At 71.5% G+C, this 17,434-nt stretch carries 14 protein-coding genes; 3 read left to right on the top strand and 11 right to left on the bottom strand.

Annotated elements, in window-relative coordinates; genetic code table 11:
• Window positions 1-37 precede the first annotated feature (37 nt).
• From ACZ32T_RS31010 to ACZ32T_RS30970, 9 genes are all read right to left on the bottom strand, one after another.
• On the bottom strand, window positions 38-256 hold the full coding sequence (locus ACZ32T_RS31010; RefSeq protein WP_356710585.1) for an MbtH family protein: 219 nt from the start codon (window positions 254-256) through the stop codon (window positions 38-40).
• A 516-nt stretch (window positions 257-772) separates the two neighbouring features.
• Window positions 773-2,278 (bottom strand): glycine betaine/L-proline transporter ProP, encoded by a 1,506-nt coding sequence (gene proP, locus ACZ32T_RS31005; protein ID WP_467370349.1) that lies wholly within the window; start codon window positions 2,276-2,278, stop codon window positions 773-775.
• Window positions 2,279-2,556: 278 nt separating this feature from the next.
• Entirely contained in the window at window positions 2,557-5,352 is a 2,796-nt protein-coding gene (locus ACZ32T_RS31000) for a DUF5682 family protein (protein ID WP_467370347.1), read from the bottom strand.
• Window positions 5,349-6,461, bottom strand: coding sequence for an ATP-binding protein (locus ACZ32T_RS30995; RefSeq protein WP_467267827.1), 1,113 nt, complete (start codon window positions 6,459-6,461; stop codon window positions 5,349-5,351). Before ACZ32T_RS30995 ends, ACZ32T_RS31000 begins: the two co-directional genes overlap by 4 nt.
• 50 nt (window positions 6,462-6,511) lie before the next feature.
• Window positions 6,512-7,927: a vWA domain-containing protein gene (locus tag ACZ32T_RS30990; protein ID WP_467370344.1), complete on the bottom strand. Its 1,416-nt coding sequence runs from the start codon at window positions 7,925-7,927 to the stop codon at window positions 6,512-6,514.
• On the bottom strand, window positions 7,924-9,315 hold the full coding sequence (locus ACZ32T_RS30985; RefSeq protein ID WP_467267830.1) for a hypothetical protein: 1,392 nt from the start codon (window positions 9,313-9,315) through the stop codon (window positions 7,924-7,926). Before ACZ32T_RS30985 ends, ACZ32T_RS30990 begins: the two co-directional genes overlap by 4 nt.
• A complete protein-coding gene (locus tag ACZ32T_RS30980) occupies window positions 9,315-9,818 on the bottom strand; it encodes a hypothetical protein (protein ID WP_467267831.1) in 504 nt (167 codons plus the stop codon). Before ACZ32T_RS30980 ends, ACZ32T_RS30985 begins: the two co-directional genes overlap by 1 nt.
• A gap of 202 nt (window positions 9,819-10,020) precedes the next feature.
• On the bottom strand, window positions 10,021-10,530 hold the full coding sequence (locus ACZ32T_RS30975) for a methylated-DNA--[protein]-cysteine S-methyltransferase (protein ID WP_467370342.1): 510 nt from the start codon (window positions 10,528-10,530) through the stop codon (window positions 10,021-10,023).
• Between the two features lie 81 nt (window positions 10,531-10,611).
• A complete protein-coding gene (locus ACZ32T_RS30970; protein WP_467370339.1) occupies window positions 10,612-12,099 on the bottom strand; it encodes an AlkA N-terminal domain-containing protein in 1,488 nt (495 codons plus the stop codon).
• 133 nt (window positions 12,100-12,232) lie between these two features.
• Between ACZ32T_RS30970 and ACZ32T_RS30965 the strand changes: the two genes are divergently transcribed.
• Together ACZ32T_RS30965 and ACZ32T_RS30960 are read left to right on the top strand one after the other, a co-directional pair.
• The gene (locus ACZ32T_RS30965) at window positions 12,233-12,712 is read left to right on the top strand and encodes a Fur family transcriptional regulator (protein WP_467267837.1); all 480 of its coding nucleotides are present in this window, start codon (window positions 12,233-12,235) and stop codon (window positions 12,710-12,712) included.
• Window positions 12,675-14,177, top strand: coding sequence for a catalase (locus ACZ32T_RS30960; protein WP_467267838.1), 1,503 nt, complete (start codon window positions 12,675-12,677; stop codon window positions 14,175-14,177). The genes ACZ32T_RS30965 and ACZ32T_RS30960 overlap by 38 nt, the downstream gene beginning before the upstream one ends.
• 65 nt (window positions 14,178-14,242) lie before the next feature.
• On the opposite strand, the gene ACZ32T_RS30955 is transcribed toward ACZ32T_RS30960, so the two are convergent.
• Window positions 14,243-14,620, bottom strand: coding sequence for an ankyrin repeat domain-containing protein (locus tag ACZ32T_RS30955; RefSeq protein WP_467267840.1), 378 nt, complete (start codon window positions 14,618-14,620; stop codon window positions 14,243-14,245).
• Window positions 14,621-14,822: 202 nt separating this feature from the next.
• On the opposite strand from ACZ32T_RS30955, the gene ACZ32T_RS30950 reads away from it, so the two are divergent.
• Window positions 14,823-16,373, top strand: a complete 1,551-nt coding sequence (locus ACZ32T_RS30950) for a sugar transferase (protein WP_467370337.1) — start codon at window positions 14,823-14,825, stop codon at window positions 16,371-16,373.
• A 72-nt stretch (window positions 16,374-16,445) separates the two neighbouring features.
• Here the strand turns inward: ACZ32T_RS30950 and ACZ32T_RS30945 are convergent, their stop codons facing one another.
• The gene (locus tag ACZ32T_RS30945) at window positions 16,446-17,429 is read right to left on the bottom strand and encodes a GDP-L-fucose synthase family protein (RefSeq protein WP_467370335.1); all 984 of its coding nucleotides are present in this window, start codon (window positions 17,427-17,429) and stop codon (window positions 16,446-16,448) included.
• Between the last annotated feature and the right edge of the window lie 5 nt (window positions 17,430-17,434).

The raw sequence follows: 17,434 nt of genomic DNA, 5'->3' as shown, positions 1-17,434 counted from the left end.
GCGGAAGATGCCGCCCCCGGCGGCCCGGCCGCCCCCCCTATCCGGCGTCGGCCCCCATCGATCGCACCAGGCCGGCGGGCCGCATGTCGGTCCAGGCGCCTTCGATCACGTCGAGACACTCCTGACGCGAACCTTCCGGACCGGCGGCGCGCCAGCCGCCCGGAACGTCGATATGCGCGGGCCACAACGAGTACTGACCCTCGTCGTTCACCAGCGCCACGAACCGTCCCGACTCGTCATCGAAAGGATTGGTCACGGCCGTCCCCCCACCTGTTCTCACTCTTTTCACGACACGTTCATCGACTCTGTGCGGGCGTACCGCTCCGGTCGTTTTCCGCGACACACCGTCGAGCCCCCGACCCTGCGGTGCGGCATCGGCCATGCGGGACGGAGATACGTTCCCTCTCCGCATTCCGTCAACATACCGGTGTCCACGCAAGGGTTAACCCGACGTCACCCGCTCACGGCAATCACATTAGAGGACCCGGAGCAACGAACGGCGAGTATTCGCCTGATTACTTACAAGTACCCGCTCTGCCGCCGGGGATCGCACCCGCCCCGGGTATATGCCAACCGACCCTGTACGAACATATCCGGCCACAAAATGTCCGCTCGGTGCGGGTACTGCTTGATATACACCACACACTTTCGGATAGCCTCCGGCGTGCGCCCGCGTACTCCTGTTACGCGCGCAGATCGCGGCAAAGCTCCCATGCGCCGGGTGCGCGCCCCTGATCCGGCCCCCCGGGACGACCGGTCCGGCTGAGCAGCCTCACCCCTTGCCGCCGTCCCCACCCCCCGGGTGCCGCACCCGGATCCACACGTCGCGCGCCTGTCTGCCCGCCCGTGTCCTGCTGCGTGCGACGAGAGTGCGCGCCTGTTCCGGGGTCTCCACCATGGGGCCGGAACCGCGCAACGGCTTGCCCGCCGTCTCGTGGAGGAAGAACGTCGCGACCAGTCCGACGGCACCCGCGACCATCAGGTAGTACGCCGGGATCATGTCGTTGCCGGTCATCTCGACGAGAGCGGAGGCGAACAGCGGCGTGGTCCCGCCGAACAGTGACACGGAGATGTTGAAGGCGATCGACAGGGCGCCGTAGCGCAGGCGTGTCGGGAACAGCGCCGGGAGCGTCGAGGCGGACGTCCCCGCGAAGCAGACCAGCAGCAGCCCGAGCACCCCGCAGCCGATCGCCGGCAGCAGGATGCCGCCCTGCCGGATGAGCAGGAAGGCCGGGATCGCGAACACGATGAGCGCCACGCTCCCGGCCATGAACACCGGGCGCCGGCCCCAGCGGTCCGAGGATCTGCCGACCGCCGTGATGCTGAGCACCACGAGCAGCATCGTGCCGAGGACCAGCAGCTGGGAGGTCGTCTCCGGCTCGCCGAGCGTCTCGGACATGTACGTCGGCAGGTAGGAGGTCACCATGTAGTTCGTGACGTTGTAGAGCAGCACCAGGCCCATGCAGATGAGCACCGCCTCCCAGTGCTGCGTGAAGATCTCCTTGAGCCGGCCCTTACCGGACTGACGCGCCTGTTCGACGGGGTCACCTTCGGACAGGGCTTCCGCCTGCGCCTCCTCCTCCCGCTGGAAGGCGGGGGTCTCCTCCAGCTTCAGCCTCATGTACAGACCGATCAGACCGAGCGGGCCCGCGACGAAGAACGGGATGCGCCACCCCCAGTCCGTCAGGCCGTCCGTGCCGAGCACCGCGGTCAGCACGGTCACCAGACCGGACCCGAGCGAATATCCGACGAAGGTCCCGAAGTCCAGCCAGCTGCCGAGGATCCCCCGGCGTTTGTCGGGCGCGTACTCCGCGATGTACGTCGTGGCGCCCGCGTACTCGCCACCTGTCGAGAAGCCCTGCACCAGACGGCACAGCAGGAGCAGGAGCGGAGCGGCGAAGCCGACCGCCGCGTAGGTGGGGAGGAAGCCGACGGCGAAGGTGCTCGCCGCCATCATGATCATGGTGATCGCCAGTACCTTCTGCCGCCCCACGCGGTCGCCGAGCGGCCCGAAAACGAGCCCGCCGAGCGGACGCACGACGAAGGCGGCGGCGAAGGTCGCGAAGGTCGACACGACCTGTGCGCCCGGTGAGCTGGACGGGAAGAAGACCTTCCCCAGGGTCCCCGCGAGGTAGGCGTAGACACCGAAGTCGAACCACTCCATGGTGTTGCCGAGCGCCGCCGCCGTGACGGCGCGGCGCACCTTCGGCGGATCGGTGACCATCACGTCGCCGGCGGCCAGGGACTTCTTGCGCCGTCGCAGAAGGGTCCGCACCATCCGGTCCGTCGCCGACCGCTCGCCCTGTTGCCGGAGGACACGTGGCTGTTGTCTCGGTCGGTGCATGAGAACGCTGCCCTCCGCTGTAGCCCTGCCCCTCCGCCGTACCGCGCGACGCCGGCTGTCTTTCCGACAGGCCCACCTTCCCCGCCCATGGGGCGGGACGCCGCGTGACTGTGCCGTAGGAGTGAGCCGAGGGCCCCGTACGGGGGAGGCCGGTGGCCCGCGTGGGCCGTCCTGGCGGCACACGCGAGCTCCGGGCCACTCCCCCGTCGCCGTCAGACTCCCGCGAGCAGCACCTCCAGTGCCACCGCCGACTCCGGGTGGCGGCCGACGAGTACCGCCCCCGAGGGGGCCGGTGCCTCGGTGTCCCAGGTGCCCTCGCAGCCCAGCAGTTGCGCCACGCTGTCGCAGGTCTCCGGGTGGGCGGCGAGCAGCGCGGCTCGCCGGGCCCTGCCGCCGGCCGCCGGGGGCGCGGTCGTCGTCTCCGGGGTGCCGCGCCACGGCGGGACCCAGGCGTCCAGCGCGGCGAGGCGGCCGGGGAAGACGCGTCCGGCCTCGCGGATGAGCAACGGGGCCAGGTCGGCGCCCTCGGCCCGCAGGGTGGTGATCAGGGACGGGAGCCAGGGCAGCAGCACCGGGTCCGGCAGCCGTGCGAAGGCGTTCGAGACCGCCTCCACGACGAAGTCGGCCAGCTGAGGCACCGGCTCCAGTGCGTGGAGGAACCCGCTGAGGTAGCGCGGGTAGGCCGGCACCACCAGCGGGTCGGCCAGGAGTCCGTCGCACCGCTCCCTCAGCTCGGCGCGCGAGAGCTGCCCGAGGTGCACCTGGGCCGCCCACAGCAGGGCCACCCGGGAGGGTTCCCGCGGGTGCGACTGCGCGAAGGCCAGGTCCAGCTGCGTCCGGTCGCAGCCGAGCGACAGTGCCAGGCTCTCCATGCTGAAGAGGAACCCCAGCATCGCGGCGACCTGGCGGACGGTCGCGTCCTCGTCGGTGAACGCCGTCGGCAGGAGCGTGCAGTAGTGCGCGTACCCCGTCCTGGCGAAGGACTCGATCCACGACGGCAGCACCGGCCGGCTGATCCGGTAGTACGCCAGGAGCCGGCGCACCCTGCGCAGGACCTCGGGTGCCCCGTCGACGCTGCGCTCGGTGGCCAGTACCTCGAGGGCGCGGGTGCCCAGCTCGTCGGCGAGGCGGCCGCTGCGCAGATGCAGCACGGCGTCCTCGACGGCCGCGAGGACCTGCGCGGTGGTGGCGTTCGGGGCGTACGCCGCTCGGCGCAGGCGCTGCTCCAGGACCTGCTCGATGCTGACGCCCTCGTAACCGAGCTCGATGAGCGCCCGCTGGTGGGTGCCCAGCGCCAGGTCCCAGGACTCCTGGACCGACTGCTTGCCGAGCTCCCGCTCACCCATGATCGGCCGTACGGCGCCGTGGGGCATGAGATGGCGCAGCATCCACAGCACGTCCGAGCACTGCCGCAGCTCCGGCCGGGACGTCATGTCCAGCAGGGCTCGCCGCACCCCGCGCTGCTGGAGCTTGAGATCCAGCGGGGCGAGCCGGTCGTGGACGTCGCGGGCCAGGGGCGGCAGGGCGTCGTAGCCGACCTGGCCGATCCGGTCGCCGCCCATCAGGATCTCCACCAGGCGGCGGACGTCGCGCCTGCCCGGCACGGTCTCCTTCTCGATGCAGGTGACCGCCGCGTCCTGGAAGTCGTACGGCGTGGGCCTGGCCCGGTCCCGCATGCCGGCCAGCAGGATCGACGTCTCGAACACGGCGATGGCGTCCGCCGTCGAGGCGAGGTAGCCGTTACGGCGGGCGGAACGCACGATCTCCACCGACCAGCCGAGGAGTTCGGCCTCGTCGAGCCGGTCGAGGACGGGCGGGGTCCGCAGAAAGCCGGAGAGTTTGTCGGAGGGTGTTTCCGGTGTCGCGGGGGCGGCCGGCTGGACGGTCCTCCCCGCTTTCGCCGCCTTCCTGGCGCCCGCCTGACCCGCGAGACGGTACGGCTCCACCCGGGTGCGCTTGACGTTCTTCGCCCACTGGGTGGCGGCGATCGACACGGACCCGGCCGCGAGCCCGAACTGCGCCTCGATCGCCGCGTGGCTCGACGGGATCAAGCCGTGCTGCCAGGTGCTCTCGCTCGGCGGGGTGATCTCGAAGGTGTCGGTGCCGTGGACCCCGAACTCCTCGACGCGGCTGGACGCGTGGAACGCGCCGCAGACGTAGAGGCAGTCCCCGGGGTCCGTACCGGTCGTGGCGAGGTGTTCGCGCATACGGGTCCACATGTAGCGCTCACGGTCCTCGTCCACCCGGACCCGGTCGGTGTCCCCGGGAGCCAGCCGGCGGAACAGGCTGCCGATCAGGAGCATCACCTGGCGGTAGGTGTCGTGGTCGCTGTCGCCGAGCGGCAGTTCGACGTACTGGTGCCACCACTCCGACCAGTGCCGCACGCGGCCGTGGCGCAGGAGGTGCTCCTCCAGCTCCGCGAACCGGGGGCGCAGGTCACCGATCTCGACCCCGACGGCGTCGCCGTGCAGCGCCGCCTCCTCATCGGCGGGCGGCGCGTCGGGGTCCGGGGGCTCCGTCGCGCCGGCCTGCCACTGGAACACGTGGTCAGAGGAACGGTCGACGAGGACCAGCTCGACGCCCGGGGTCTCCAGTACGTAGGCGATGGCCTGGTACTCGGCCGACGCCTCGGTGATCGGAGCTACGACCGACAGCGGTGCCCATTTCGCGGGGAAGCCCTTGACCTCGCTCGCGAACGCCTGGACCGCCACGGGGAGCCGGCAGTTCCGCAGCTCCGGCAGGAGCGGTGCCATGTCCTCGCACAGCTCCAGATACACCACCTTCGGCTGTTTCTCCCGCAGCCGCCGTGCCATCGCCACCGCGGACGCGGGCGAGTGATGACAGACGGGGAAGATCTCCAGCGGCTCACGCACTGCCCGGTCGACGTCGTCGACGATGCCCAGGAGGATGTCCCGCAGCGCGTCGGGCCCGTCGGCGAACTCCGTGGCCGCGTGCTCGAGTTGCCCCCGTAGCGCTTCGAAGGGGGTCCCTTCGGCCACGGCGCTCACGACAGGGTGGCGATCGCGTCGCGGCCGCCCTCCAGGAACTCCGGCCAGGAGCCGCCCTGCTCCTTGCTGCGCGGCTCGACGACACCGTGCAGGTACTTGTTGAGGATGGCCAGGTCCTCGGGCTCGCGCCGCGCCAGCGATCCGACGAGCGAGGAGGCGAGGGCGCGGGCGGTCAGCGTGCTTTCGCCGAAGAAGTTGCTGTGCAGGATCGCGTCCTCCAGCACGCCGATCTGCTCGGCGCTCGACAGCGCGGACTCCAGCTTCTCGTCGTCGCTGCCGGCGCGGGCGGCGGAGGCCCGCAGGTCGGCGAAGCTCTGCAGCAGCACGTCGAGCAGGGTCGGCGGGACGTCCAGCTCGATCTGATGGCGGCGCAGCAGTTCCTCGGTGCGGAAGCGGACGATCTCCGCCTCGCTCTTCTTGTTCGTCACCACCGGGATCCGGACGAAGTTGAAGCGGCGCTTGAGCGCTGAGGACAGGTCGTTGACGCCCCGGTCGCGGCTGTTGGCGGTGGCGATGACGGAGAAGCCCGGCTTGGCGAAGACGATGTTGTCGCTGTCCATCTCCGGGACCGAGATGTACTTCTCGGACAGGATCGAGATCAGCGCGTCCTGTACATCGCTGGTGGAGCGGGTGAGCTCCTCGAAACGGCCGATCGCCCCGGTCTCCATCGCGGTCATGATCGGTGAGGGAATCATGGACTCCCGCGACTGGCCCTTGGAGATCACCATGGACACGTTCCACGAGTACTTGATGTGGTCCTCGGTGGTACCTGCCGTTCCCTGCACCACGAGGGTGGAGTTACGGGAGATGGCCGCGGAGAGCAGCTCGGCCAGCCAGCTCTTGCCCGTGCCCGGGTCGCCGATGAGCAGCAGACCGCGGTCGGAGGCCAGCGTGACGATGGAACGCTCGACGAAGCTGCGGTCGCCGTACCACTTCTGGGAGATCTCCCGGTCGAGGCCGTCGGAGCGCTCGGATCCCAGGATGAAGAGGCGGACCATCTTCGGCGACAGGCGCCAGGAGAAGGGCTTCGGGCCGTCGTCGACCGACTCCAGCCAGTCCAGTTCCTCGGCGTACTTGATCTCGGCGGGGGCGCGCAACAGGTCGGACATGGGTGTGCCTTTCGAAGAATGCGGGTTCGACTGCACCGGGCCGGGAGGCCTCAGGTGAGAAAGGTCTTGAGCTCGTGGACGAGCTTGCGTATGTGGCCGGAGAGGACGGGCGTCCCCTGGTCCTTGAAGCGCTCCCGGAACCACGGGTTGACGCCGGCGCGCCCGGAGCTGGTCACGGAGCCGACCGGGATGAATCTGGCCCCGGAGCGGTGGATGGCGGCCATGCTCTCGAACAGCGTCTCGGTCTGCCATTCGTAGAAGTCCGAGATCCACACCACGACCGTGTTGCGGGGTTCGGCGATCTTCGGCTGGGCCAGTGCCATGGCGACCATGCCGTCGGTACCGCCCCCGAGGTTGGTGCGCAGCAGGGCCTCGAAGGGGTCGTGCGCCCATGGAGTGAGGTCGAGTGCCTGGGTGTCGTACGCGATGAGGTGGACGTCGACCTTGGGCAGACCCGCGAAGATCGAGGCGAGGATGGTGCAGTTGACCATCGAGTCCACCATCGAGCCCGACTGGTCCACGACCACGATCAGCCGCTGCGGCGTGGTTTTGCGCGCGGTGTGGCGGTAGAAGAGGCGGTCGACGTAGAGCCGTTCCTCCTCGGGGCTCCAGTTGGTGAGGTTCTTCCAGATCGTGCGGTCCAGGTCGAGGTTGCGGAAGACCCGCTTGGGCGGGACCGAGCGGTCCAGGGCTCCGACGGTGGATTTCTCCACCTGTGTGCGCAGCACCTCGGCGACCTCGTCGACGAAGCGGCGGATCAGCGCCTTGGCGTTGGCCAGGGCCACACCGGAGAGGTTGTCCTTGTCGCGCAGCAGCTGTTCGATCAGCGACATGCTCGGCGTGAGCTGTCCGGCCAGATGCGGGTCGGCGAGCACCTCACGCAGCCGCATCCGCTTGACCAGCCCGGCCTCGATGGAGCCGAGCTCCGGGCCGATCTCCGGGACGAGGCGGCTGAGATCGGGGGTCCGGCCGCCGCCTCCCGTCCCCGTCGGGCTGACACCTGGTCCTCCGGCGCGCCCGCCGCGCAGTTCGCCGGGCTCGCAGCCGAGCGCGCGCTCCAGCCATCCCGCGTCGGACTGCCACCGGGACAGCCGGCCGGCCGTGACGGTGCCGGGAGGGTCGTGGAAGACGTTCAGCAGCACCTTCGACACGAGCGCGGCTCGCCGCACCTCGGCTGCCCGGTCGCGAGTGTCGGCATCACCGTCAGCCTCCGCCTCCGGAGCCATCAGGCCGTCGAACTCGGCGGCCAGCCCGGGATGGCGCTGCACCACGGAGTCGACCGACGCCTGCGGATCCAGCAGCTTGGCCGGCAGGCCGATGTCCTCGACCACGGCGAGGCTCGCCGACTCCAGGGCCGACTGCTCCTCGTGGTCGAAGAGCCGGGCGAGTAGGCGCCAGTACATGACCTGGCGGCGGTTGTCGTGCGAGGGCTCTCCGGTCGCCTCGGGACTCTGCTGTCCGGTCATTTCCGCAGCAGCCTTCCCGCGCGCTCGCTCAGCACCTTCGCGGCGTCGGTGGCCGCCTTCTCCGCTCTGACCCCGGCCTTGTCGGCCGTCCCTCCGGCCCACGCCCCCGCGTGCACCGGCGTCGCCTTCTTCCGCACCGCGGTCTCGACGGCGAGCGGCTGTACGCGGAACCTCCCGGCGTCCCAGCGGATGAGGGCGATGCACGCGCCGGACCTGGCGACGGCCTCGGGCGTGAGCGGCCCGGCGGCCGGGATACGGTCCGTGTCCACGTCCAGTTCGGTTCCGGCGACGGTGAACGTCAGCCGGCCGTCGTCATCCGTCCGGGCGGTGTAGCCCTCCAGGAAGACGGGTACGGCGATGCGCGCCGGATGCCGGTCCAGCGGCGCGGTCACCGGGGCGGTCGCGGTGGGCAGCACCACGCGGGCCGTGGCGAACGCCTCGGCCGGCTGACCGGGGCGGGCGTGCTCGTCGCTCCAGAGGAGGTCGCCCTCGGCCGTGACCGGCATACCGGCGAGGTCCATCGAGCGGCCCTCACCCGCGGCCGCGAGGAGCGACATGTGCGGGCGCAGCAGCTGCCAGATCCCGGCGCCGAGGACCGTGTCGGGCTTCGGGACGGACACACTGGCACGCACGAGGCGGGGCGCGGTTCCGTCCGCGGGCTCGAGCACCGCGTGCACCTGCGCCTGTGCGGCGGTCGCGTGCTCCTGTACGTCGACGCCGAGGGGCAGCAGGCGGCCGTCGGCGGTCCCGGCCGCCGGTGTGACGGCCGCTCCGGGCACGGTCAGCAGCATCCCGCGCGACCAGAGGTCGGCCCAGCGGCGTACCGGAAACCGTTCCGCCGAGGCGCCGGGACAGGACGCGGCGAGTTCGGCGGCGAAGCCGTCGAGGAGGGTCGCGAGACGGCGCAGGGACGGGTCGGGAAGCATCGCGGACACGACCTCCGCCGCCCCGGACACCACTTCGTGGTCGAGTCCCTGCCAACCGCAGCGCGCCAGGTCGGAGAGCCAGGCGCGGGCGGCCGTCAGCAGATTCGCCGTCGGCTGCCCACCGGCGGCCGTTGCGGTCTCCGCGCCGGGCGAACGGCCGGCCGCCTCCTCGGCACGGGTCAGCAGCGCGTCGTGGACGGAGCCGAGCAGCGCGGTCCGCGCGGCGGCCAGGGCCAGGAAGTGGTCCTCGCCGGCCGCTCCGGCCGCTGCTTTCCCGGCCGCCTCGGCGACCCTGGCGGCCAGCGGTGTCCCCGTCACTGCGTCGGCGAGCCGCGCCGGGCCGTCGGCCTCGGCGGGCCGGTGGCGGAGCAGGCCGGCGACGAGAGCCCGGTCGAAGGCGTCGACCGCCTCCAGGGCTTCGTCGAGTCCGTCGACGGGTTCGGTGAGCAGTCCGGCGTGCATCACGCCACCGCCCGGGTCGGCGGGAAGAAGTGCATCTCGGGCAGTGGAGCGGTGACCGGGGGGTGTTCGAGGTAGGCCAGGTGCCGCAGGAAGCGGCTGAAGACGGATGCCGCCGCCTTCGTCCCGTCCGCCTGCGGGCGGGTGCTCCTCATGGCCGAAGCCAGCGCGGCCCCGTCCACCTCTCCCTCAGGCACGTCGGCCTTCAGATAGCGGACGACGCGCTCGGCGCCGTACTGCAGGACCGCCTCGTTGATCAGGGCGCCGATATGGTTGCAGAACGATCCGCGCGCACCGCCGCAGGGCCGGTTGTTGTTGGTGCTGCAGGCGAACGCGTAGGTCCCCGTGGCGACGGACGAGACGTAGACCCGCCCGATGTCCGAGCCGCTGGACACCACACCCTGCAGGCGCCCGTCGGCCAGCTCGACGAACGGAACCTTGGCGAGCTTGCGCGGCCGCGCGGGCGGTATCACCCGTGCCGTGCTCGACCTCTCCCAATCGGACAACGCGCCATCTCCAATGCACAGCTGAGGGGTTGTCGCCGCCGGATCGGCGGAACACGACTGAACCTACTGGCGCCCACTGACAACGAGATCGGGAGACGGTCCACGTGAGCCCGGTGACGCGCGTCGTGATGCGGGGTGCCGGTCATCGGTGCGCCTTCCCCGCACGGCCCCAGGGCGTTCGCACACCGTGGGGTGCGGGCGTTCAGGCCGCCCGGTGGTGGTTCTCCAGGTCCAGCAGCTGCCTCTTGCGGTCGAGGCCGCCCGAGTAGCCGGTCAGCGCGCCGCTCGCGCCGATCACCCGGTGGCAGGGGCGAACGACCAACAGCGGGTTGGCGCCGATCGCGGTGCCCACCGAGCGGACGGCCGCGCGGGGGGCGCCGATCCGCGCGGCGATCTCGCCGTAGCTGAGCGTCGTCCCGTACGGGATGGTCTCCAGGGCCTCCCACACGCGCCGCTGGAAGTCGGTGCCACGGCCGGCGGCGCGCTCGATGCCGAAGCCGGTCCGGCTCCCCTCGAAGTACGCGCGCAGCTCGGCGGCGATCGCGGTGAAGGCCGCCGGGCTCTCCGTCCAGCCGTCCTGGACCGTCGCACCGCCCTTCTGGCCCGGCACGGACAGCGAGGCGAGAGCCGTGCCGCCCTCCGCGGTGGCCGACTCCTCGCCCACCAGCAGCAGCTCGCCGAGCGGGCTGTCGATCGTGGTGTAGAGCGTCATCGTCATGGTCCTTCCGGATGGATCGGTCGTCTACGTCAACTGTGCGAGGTCCGCGAAGTGATGGCTGGCGGGTTTCGGACGTCACGCTGCCGGGGGACGGGGCCGGTCCGCGGCCGCTTTCCAGAAGTGGTGCGCGGCGTACGTGCGCCAGGGGCGCCACGCCTCGGCGTCCGCCGCGTCCGCGCCCGCGTGCCGCATGCCCGCGTCGAGGGCGGTGTCGCCGGTCAGCAGCACGTCGGGGTCGCCGAGCGCCCGCATGCGGATGTAGCCGGCCGCCCAGGGGCCGACGCCCGGCAGGCTCAGGAGCTCCTTCTCCGCCTGGTCGCGGTCGGCGCCGGGGTCGAGCCCGAGCCGCCCGTCGGCCAGGGCGGCGGCGACGGCGCGCAGGGTGGCGCGTGAGGAGCCGGCGGCCGCCAGCTCCTCCAGGCCGGCTTCGGCCAGGTCGCCGGGGCCGGGGAACGTACGGGTGAGGGCGCCGCTGGGCACCTGGAGGGGCGCGCCGTAGGCCGTCACCAGGGCGCTGCCCAGTCTGCGTCCGGCGGCTGCGGAGACGTGCCGGCCGAGAACCGCCCGGACGGCCAGTTCGTGGACGTCGGCGGCGCCGGGGGCCCGCAGTCCGGGCGTCCGGGCGACGAGTGGGGCCAGAGCGGGGTGCGCGCCGAGGCGTTCGGTGACCGCCTGGGGGTCGGCGTCCAGGTCGAAGAGGCGGCGCATCCGCTGGGTGGCGGTCGTCAGATCGCGCAGGTCGCCCAGGTGCAGCCGGCACTCGAGCCAGCCGTCGCCGGTCCGCTCGCGGACCTCGGCGATGCCGGTGCCGTGCGGCAGGCGCAGGGTGCGCCGGTAGGTGCGGTCGCCCCGTTCGCCGGCCATCTCCTCGATGCCGGTGAGGGCGCGGGCCGCGAGGTGGTCGAAGATCGCTTCCGCCGCGTAGGGCCCCCGGTGGGCGAGTCGCAGCGGCACTCCCCCGGCCCCGTCGGCGGTGGAGACGGAGCCGAAGCGGGAGGAGCTGCCGGGCCGGGCGGTGCGCAGTTCGCCGGGGGTGAGGGCATAGATCTCCCGGACGGTGTCGTTGAATTGTCTGATGCTGGCGAAACCGGCGGCGAACGCGACGTCGGCGGCCTGCAGGGTGGTGGTCTGCAGCAGGACCCGCGCGGTGTGGGCCCGCTGGGCGCGGGCGAGCGCGATGGGTCCCGCTCCGACCTCGGCGTTCAGCTGGCGCTGCACCTGGCGGGCGCTGTAGCCGAGGCGCGAGGCCAGTCCGGCCACGCCCTCCCGGTCGACGACTCCGTCGCCGATCAGCCGCATCGCCCGGCCGACCAGGTCGGCGCGCGCGTTCCAGTCGGCCGAGCCGGGCACCGCGTCCGGGCGGCAGCGCCGGCAGGCGCGGAATCCGCCGCCCTGGGCTGCGGCAGCCGTGGGGAAGAACGTGACGTTCCGGCGCCTCGGCGTGGTGGCGGGGCAGCTCGGGCGGCAGTAGATCCCGGTCGTGGACACGGCGAAGAAGAACTCGCCGTCGAACCGGGCGTCGCGGGAGGTCACCGCCTCGTACCTGCTGTCGTCACTGGTCATGCCCCAAGGATGCGGGATGACACACGCCAGGAGCTGGCGGGAATCGGACACCGCGCCCGCCGTACACCCCTGCCACCAGAACTGGTGTCAGTCTTTCATTGGAATCATTCCAGAAAAGTGATTGACTGCGCAGGTGATCGAAACCGAGGCCAGGGCCCTCCTTCGCGGAGCGTCATTGCGAGTGACCCGCCCCCGGGTCGCCGTGCTCTCGGCGGTCCACGAGGCCCCGCACTCCGATGTCAGTACCCTCCTGACGCTGGTACGCACGCGCACCGGAGCGGTCTCGACCCAAGCCGTCTACGACGTACTCAAGACGCTCGTCGACGCCGGACTGGCGCGGCGGATCGACCTGCCGAACTCTCCGGCACGGTACGAAGGACAGTCCCGGGACGACCATCAGCACGTGGTCTGCCGCTCGTGCGGCACGATCGCCGACGTCGACGTCCCCCCGGACTCTCCGCGCCTCGATGCGCCCCAGGACCACGGATTCGCCGTGGACCACGTGGAGGTCACGTACTGGGGCCTGTGCCCCGGATGCCGGACCGACCGTGGCCGACGGGACCCGGAGTCGGTGCATGCAAGTTTCCACACGGAGGAGCAGGACAATTTCTGACAACACGAAGCCGCTGACCACCGCCGCCGGGGCACCGGTCGCGAACAACGAGAACGCCGTCACCGCCGGTCCGCGCGGCCCGATGCTGCTCCAGGACGTCTGGTTCCTGGAGAAGCTGGCCCACTTCAGCCGTGAGGTCATCCCGGAGCGCCGTATGCACGCCAAGGGCTCCGGCGCCTTCGGCACCTTCAAGGTGACGCAGGACATCACCCGCTACTCCAGGGCTGCCCTCTTCTCCGAGGTCGGCAAGGAGACGGAGCTCTTCGCCCGGTTCTCGACCGTCGCCGGTGAGCGCGGCGCGGCCGACGCGGAGCGCGACATCCGCGGTTTCGCCCTCCGCTTCTACACGGAGGAGGGCAACTGGGACGTCGTCGGCAACAACACGCCGGTCTTCTTCCACCGTGACCCCCACCATTTCCCGGACCTCAACCGCGCCGTGAAGCGCGACCCGCGCACCAACCTGCGCTCGCCGGAGAACAACTGGGACTTCTGGACCAACCTCCCCGAGGCGCTGCACCAGGTCACCATCGTGATGTCGGACCGCGGCATCCCCGACGGCTACCGTCACATGCACGGCTTCGGCTCGCACACCTACTCGTTCATCAACGAGAGCAACGAGCGCTTCTGGGTGAAGTTCCACTTCCGTACGCAGCAGGGCATCAAGAACCTGACCGACCAGGAGGCCGCCGCGATCGTCGCCGACGACCGCGAGTCCTCCCAGGCGGACCTGTTCGACGCCATCGAGCGCGGCGACCACCCGAAGTGGACCTTCTACATCCAGGTCATGCCGGAGGCGGACGCGGCGACGTACCGCTACCACCCCTTCGACCTCACCAAGGTCTGGTCGAAGAAGGACTACCCGCTCATCGAGGTCGGCGAGTTCGAGCTGAACCGCAACCCGGAGAACTACTTCGCGGACGTGGAGCAGGCCGCCTTCACCCCGGCCAACCTCGTCCCCGGTGTGGGCGCCTCGCCCGACCGCATGCTGCAGGGCCGGCTGTTCTCGTACGGTGACGCGGCCCGCTACCGCGTCGGGGTCAACCACCACCAGATCCCGGTGAACCAGCCGCGCGGCGCGAAGAACGTCAACACCTACCACCGCGACGGCCAGCTGCGCGTGGACGGCAACCAGGGCGCCGTCCCCGGTTACACCCCGAACAGCTACGGCCGCTGGGCCGAGCAGCCGCAGTTCGCCGAGCCGGGTCTGGCGCTCGACGGCGCCGCGGCCGACCGGTTCGACTACCGCGAGGACGACGACAACTACTTCGAGCAGCCGGGCAACCTGTTCCGGCAGATGACGCCGGAGCAGCAGGACGCCCTCTTCGGCAACACCGCGCGGGCGATCGACGGGGCCTCGCAGGCCACGATCGAGCGTCACATCCACCACTGCACGCAGGCCGACCCGGCCTACGGCGAGGGTGTGCGCAAGGCCATCGAGGCCCTGAAGGCCTCCAAGCAGGCCTGAGCCGGCCGAACGCGAGGGGCCCCGGGCGACACGTCGTCGCCCGGGGCCCCTCCGCAGTGGCGCGGCTACGCCAGCAGCGCCGTCCGTCCGAACATCTCCGCCGTGGCCCGCGCGCTGGGCGTCCCGGCGTCCAGGTCGGCGCCCGCGGCGACCAGTGCCGCGACGATCGCGTCCTCACCCTTGAACAGGGCTCCGGCCACCGGTGACTGGTCCCTGGCGTTGCGCAGATCGACGTCGGCCCCTCGCCCGATCAGCGCCCGCACCGTCTCCGTCCGCCCGTGGTAGGCGGCGAGCATGAGGGCGGTGTTGCCCTCCTGGTCCCGGACGTCGACCGGCAGCCCGTGGTCGAAGAACTCCAGAAGCTCTTCCGTACGCCCCTGCCTGGCCAGGTCCGTCACGATCACGACGAGCTGGTCGGTCTGTTCCTCGGAAAGCGGTTCCATACCTCCACTCTAGATGTGCGCCTCCGCGACCCTCCGGACGGGGCGACGGGAATCACATCGCCCGGCGTGTCTGAACTTCACGAGAACTCCAGCGAAATGGCACGTGTGTGGATATCGTGCACCGAGCGAGGGCGCATCCGTCAGTCCACAGGATCGGCGGATGCGCCCCGTTTGGGGGGATGCAACTGTGGCTGGGGGGTTCATGGGGCATGTCGAAATACCTGAATCGGATATATCCGGGCCTGTCGGGCTCGCGGGAGCACCACGACCGCGTACCGCAGGGTCCCGGAACCACACGGTGGCTCCGCAGCAGTTGTGGAGAGCCCCGACGGCTGGTGAGCGCGATCACGCGGAGAGACCGCGGGCGAGGAAGTCGCCCGGTCCGCGTGTGCCCTTCCTCGTCCTGACCGATCTGGTGGGCCTGGGGGTTCCCGCCTGGCTCGTGCTGCGCGCCGGCGATCAGCCGGGGCCGTCGGCCGCCGCGGCGTCGGCCGCGCTCGTGTGGGCCGGGGTGCGTGCGGCACGCGGCCGGTACGCACCCCGGCTGCCGGGGGAAGCGGCCGGAGCGGCGTACGCCTCCTCGGGGGACTGGCTGGCGCTCGTCGGGGTGCTGGCGGTGCTGCTGGCCCTGACGGGCGGGGGCCTCGACCCGGCGACCGCCGTCGCGGCGCTGGCGCCCGGCCTGGCCGTGGCCGTCCTGGTGGGGGCCGCGGGCCGGATACGGCGCACGGCGGGCCGGCGAGGGGGGCGCCGGGTCCTCGTGGTGGGCGATGCGGCAGGCCTGGACCGGGCGGTGAATCTCCTCAACTCCCGTGCGGATCACCCGTACACGGCGGTGGCCGTGGTCCCCGTGGGTCCGGCGGCACCGGCCTGCGCGACCCCGGTGCCGGGGCGGCTGGGGCCGAGGCACGCCGACGACGACGTGTCCACGGTGCTCGGCGGCGCCTTCGCCCATGACGCGGATCTGGTGCTCGTCGCGCCCGGCCCGCAGCTCGACGACGACCGGCTGCGCCGGCTGGCGTGGGGACTGCACGACGGGGGGCTGGCCCTCTGCGTCCTCTCGGAGCTGTCCGGCGTGGCCGCCGCCCGGGTGCGGCCGGCCTCCGCCGCCGGACTGACGCTGCTGCACGTCGCGCCGCCGCTGCGGCGCGGTCCGCAGGCCGCGCTCAAGGCCCTCGTGGACCGGGCGGGCGCCGCCCTCGGGCTGCTGGTGCTGGCGCCCCTGTTCGCAGGGGTGGCTCTGGCGGTGCGGCTCTCGTCACCCGGCCCGGTCTTCCACCGCCAGACGCGTCACGGCCTGCACAACAGGCCGTTCACCATGTGGAAGTTCCGCACGATGGTGGCGGACGCAGAGGCCCTCAGGGAGCGGCTCTCGGCAGAGAACGAGAGCGAGGGCCCGATGTTCAAGATGCGCCGCGATCCTCGGGTGACCCGCATCGGCCACGCCCTGCGGCGCACCTCCGTGGACGAGCTCCCTCAGCTCCTCAACGTACTGCGAGGTGACATGTCCCTGGTGGGTCCGCGCCCTCCGCTGCCGGAGGAGGTCTCGCGCTACGACGAGCGGGAGCTGCGGCGGCTGGCGGTGCGGCCCGGGCTGACCGGTCTGTGGCAGGTCAGCGGGCGCTCGGACCTGTCCTGGCAGGAGACGGTCTCGCTGGACCTCTGGTACGTCGACAACTGGTCCGTGGCGACGGACATGGGGCTCCTCGCCAGAACGGTGCGCGCCGTCACCGACGGCCGCGGGGCGTACTGAGACGTGGTGGGGGGACACGAGGGGACGAGCGTGCACGGAACCAGTGCGTACCGCGGCCGTCCGGCCGGAGCGTCAGCCCTGCGGGGCGTTCCTGCCGAGCCACCAGGCGTAGGTGCGGGCGATGCCGTCCCGCAGGGGGATCTGCGGCTTGAAGCCGAGGGAGGAGAGCCGGGACACGTCGAGGAGTTTGCGCGGGGTGCCGTCGGGCTTCGAGGTGTCCCAGACGACGCGCCCCTGGTAACCCGTCACCTCTTGGACGGTCGCGGCCAGTTCGCGGATGGAGAGGTCCTCGCCGCAGCCGACGTTGACCGGCTCGGCGCCGTCGTAGACCTCCAGCAGCCGCGCACAGGCGGCGGCGAGGTCGTCGACGTGGAGGAACTCGCGGCGAGGGCTGCCGGAACCCCACAGGGTGACCTCGTCCGCACCGTCCCGTTTCGCCTCGTGGAAGCGGCGGATCAGGGCGGGCAGCACGTGCGAGGTCTCCAGGTCGAAGTTGTCCCCGGGGCCGTAGAGATTGGTGGGCATGGCGCTGATGTACGAGGCGCCGTACTGCCGGCGGTACGACTGGACCTGCACGATCCCGGCGATCTTGGCCAGTGCGTAGGCCTCGTTGGTCGGCTCCAGGGGGCCGGTGAGCAGGGCGTCCTCGGGGATCGGCTGCGGGGCGTGCTTGGGGTAGATGCACGACGACCCGAGGAAGAGCAGCCGCTGGATCCCGGCGGCGTGCGCGCCAGCGATCACCGAGAGCTGGATCCGGAGGTTGTCCTCCAGGAACTGCACGGGGCTCGTGCTGTTGGCCATGATCCCGCCCACCTTGGCGGCGGCCAGCACGACCGCGTCCGGGCGGGTGTCACGCAGGAACGCCTCGGTCGGCGCGGCCTCGCGCAGATCGAGTTCGTCCCGGCCGCGGGTGATCACGTCGTGGCCGTCGGCGGTGAGGCGGCGCACCAGCGCCGAACCGACGAGGCCGCGGTGGCCGGCGACGAATATGCGGGCGCCGGGGCGCAGCAGGGGGAGGGCGGATTCCTGGGACGGTCCTGGCAGGTCAGTCGTCATGGCCC

This window comes from Streptomyces sp. NPDC023573 (assembly GCF_055559735.1).
This window is presented reverse-complemented; position numbering and strand designations above follow the sequence as displayed.

Excerpts from the sequence above, each read along its gene's own strand:
- ACZ32T_RS30970 (WP_467370339.1), bottom strand. The coding sequence starts at position 12,099 with ATGACCAGTGACGACAGCAGGTACGAGGCGGTGACCTCCCGCGACGCC.
- ACZ32T_RS30990 (WP_467370344.1), bottom strand. The coding sequence starts at position 7,927 with ATGACCGGACAGCAGAGTCCCGAGGCGACCGGAGAGCCCTCGCACGAC.
- proP (WP_467370349.1), bottom strand. The coding sequence starts at position 2,278 with ATGGTGCGGACCCTTCTGCGACGGCGCAAGAAGTCCCTGGCCGCCGGC.
- ACZ32T_RS30950 (WP_467370337.1), top strand. The coding sequence starts at position 14,823 with ATGGGGCATGTCGAAATACCTGAATCGGATATATCCGGGCCTGTCGGG.
- ACZ32T_RS30945 (WP_467370335.1), bottom strand. The coding sequence starts at position 17,429 with ATGACGACTGACCTGCCAGGACCGTCCCAGGAATCCGCCCTCCCCCTG.
- ACZ32T_RS30960 (WP_467267838.1), top strand. The coding sequence starts at position 12,675 with ATGCAAGTTTCCACACGGAGGAGCAGGACAATTTCTGACAACACGAAG.
- ACZ32T_RS30985 (WP_467267830.1), bottom strand. The coding sequence starts at position 9,315 with ATGCACGCCGGACTGCTCACCGAACCCGTCGACGGACTCGACGAAGCC.
- ACZ32T_RS30995 (WP_467267827.1), bottom strand. The coding sequence starts at position 6,461 with ATGTCCGACCTGTTGCGCGCCCCCGCCGAGATCAAGTACGCCGAGGAA.
- ACZ32T_RS30955 (WP_467267840.1), bottom strand. The coding sequence starts at position 14,620 with ATGGAACCGCTTTCCGAGGAACAGACCGACCAGCTCGTCGTGATCGTG.
- ACZ32T_RS30975 (WP_467370342.1), bottom strand. The coding sequence starts at position 10,530 with ATGACGCTCTACACCACGATCGACAGCCCGCTCGGCGAGCTGCTGCTG.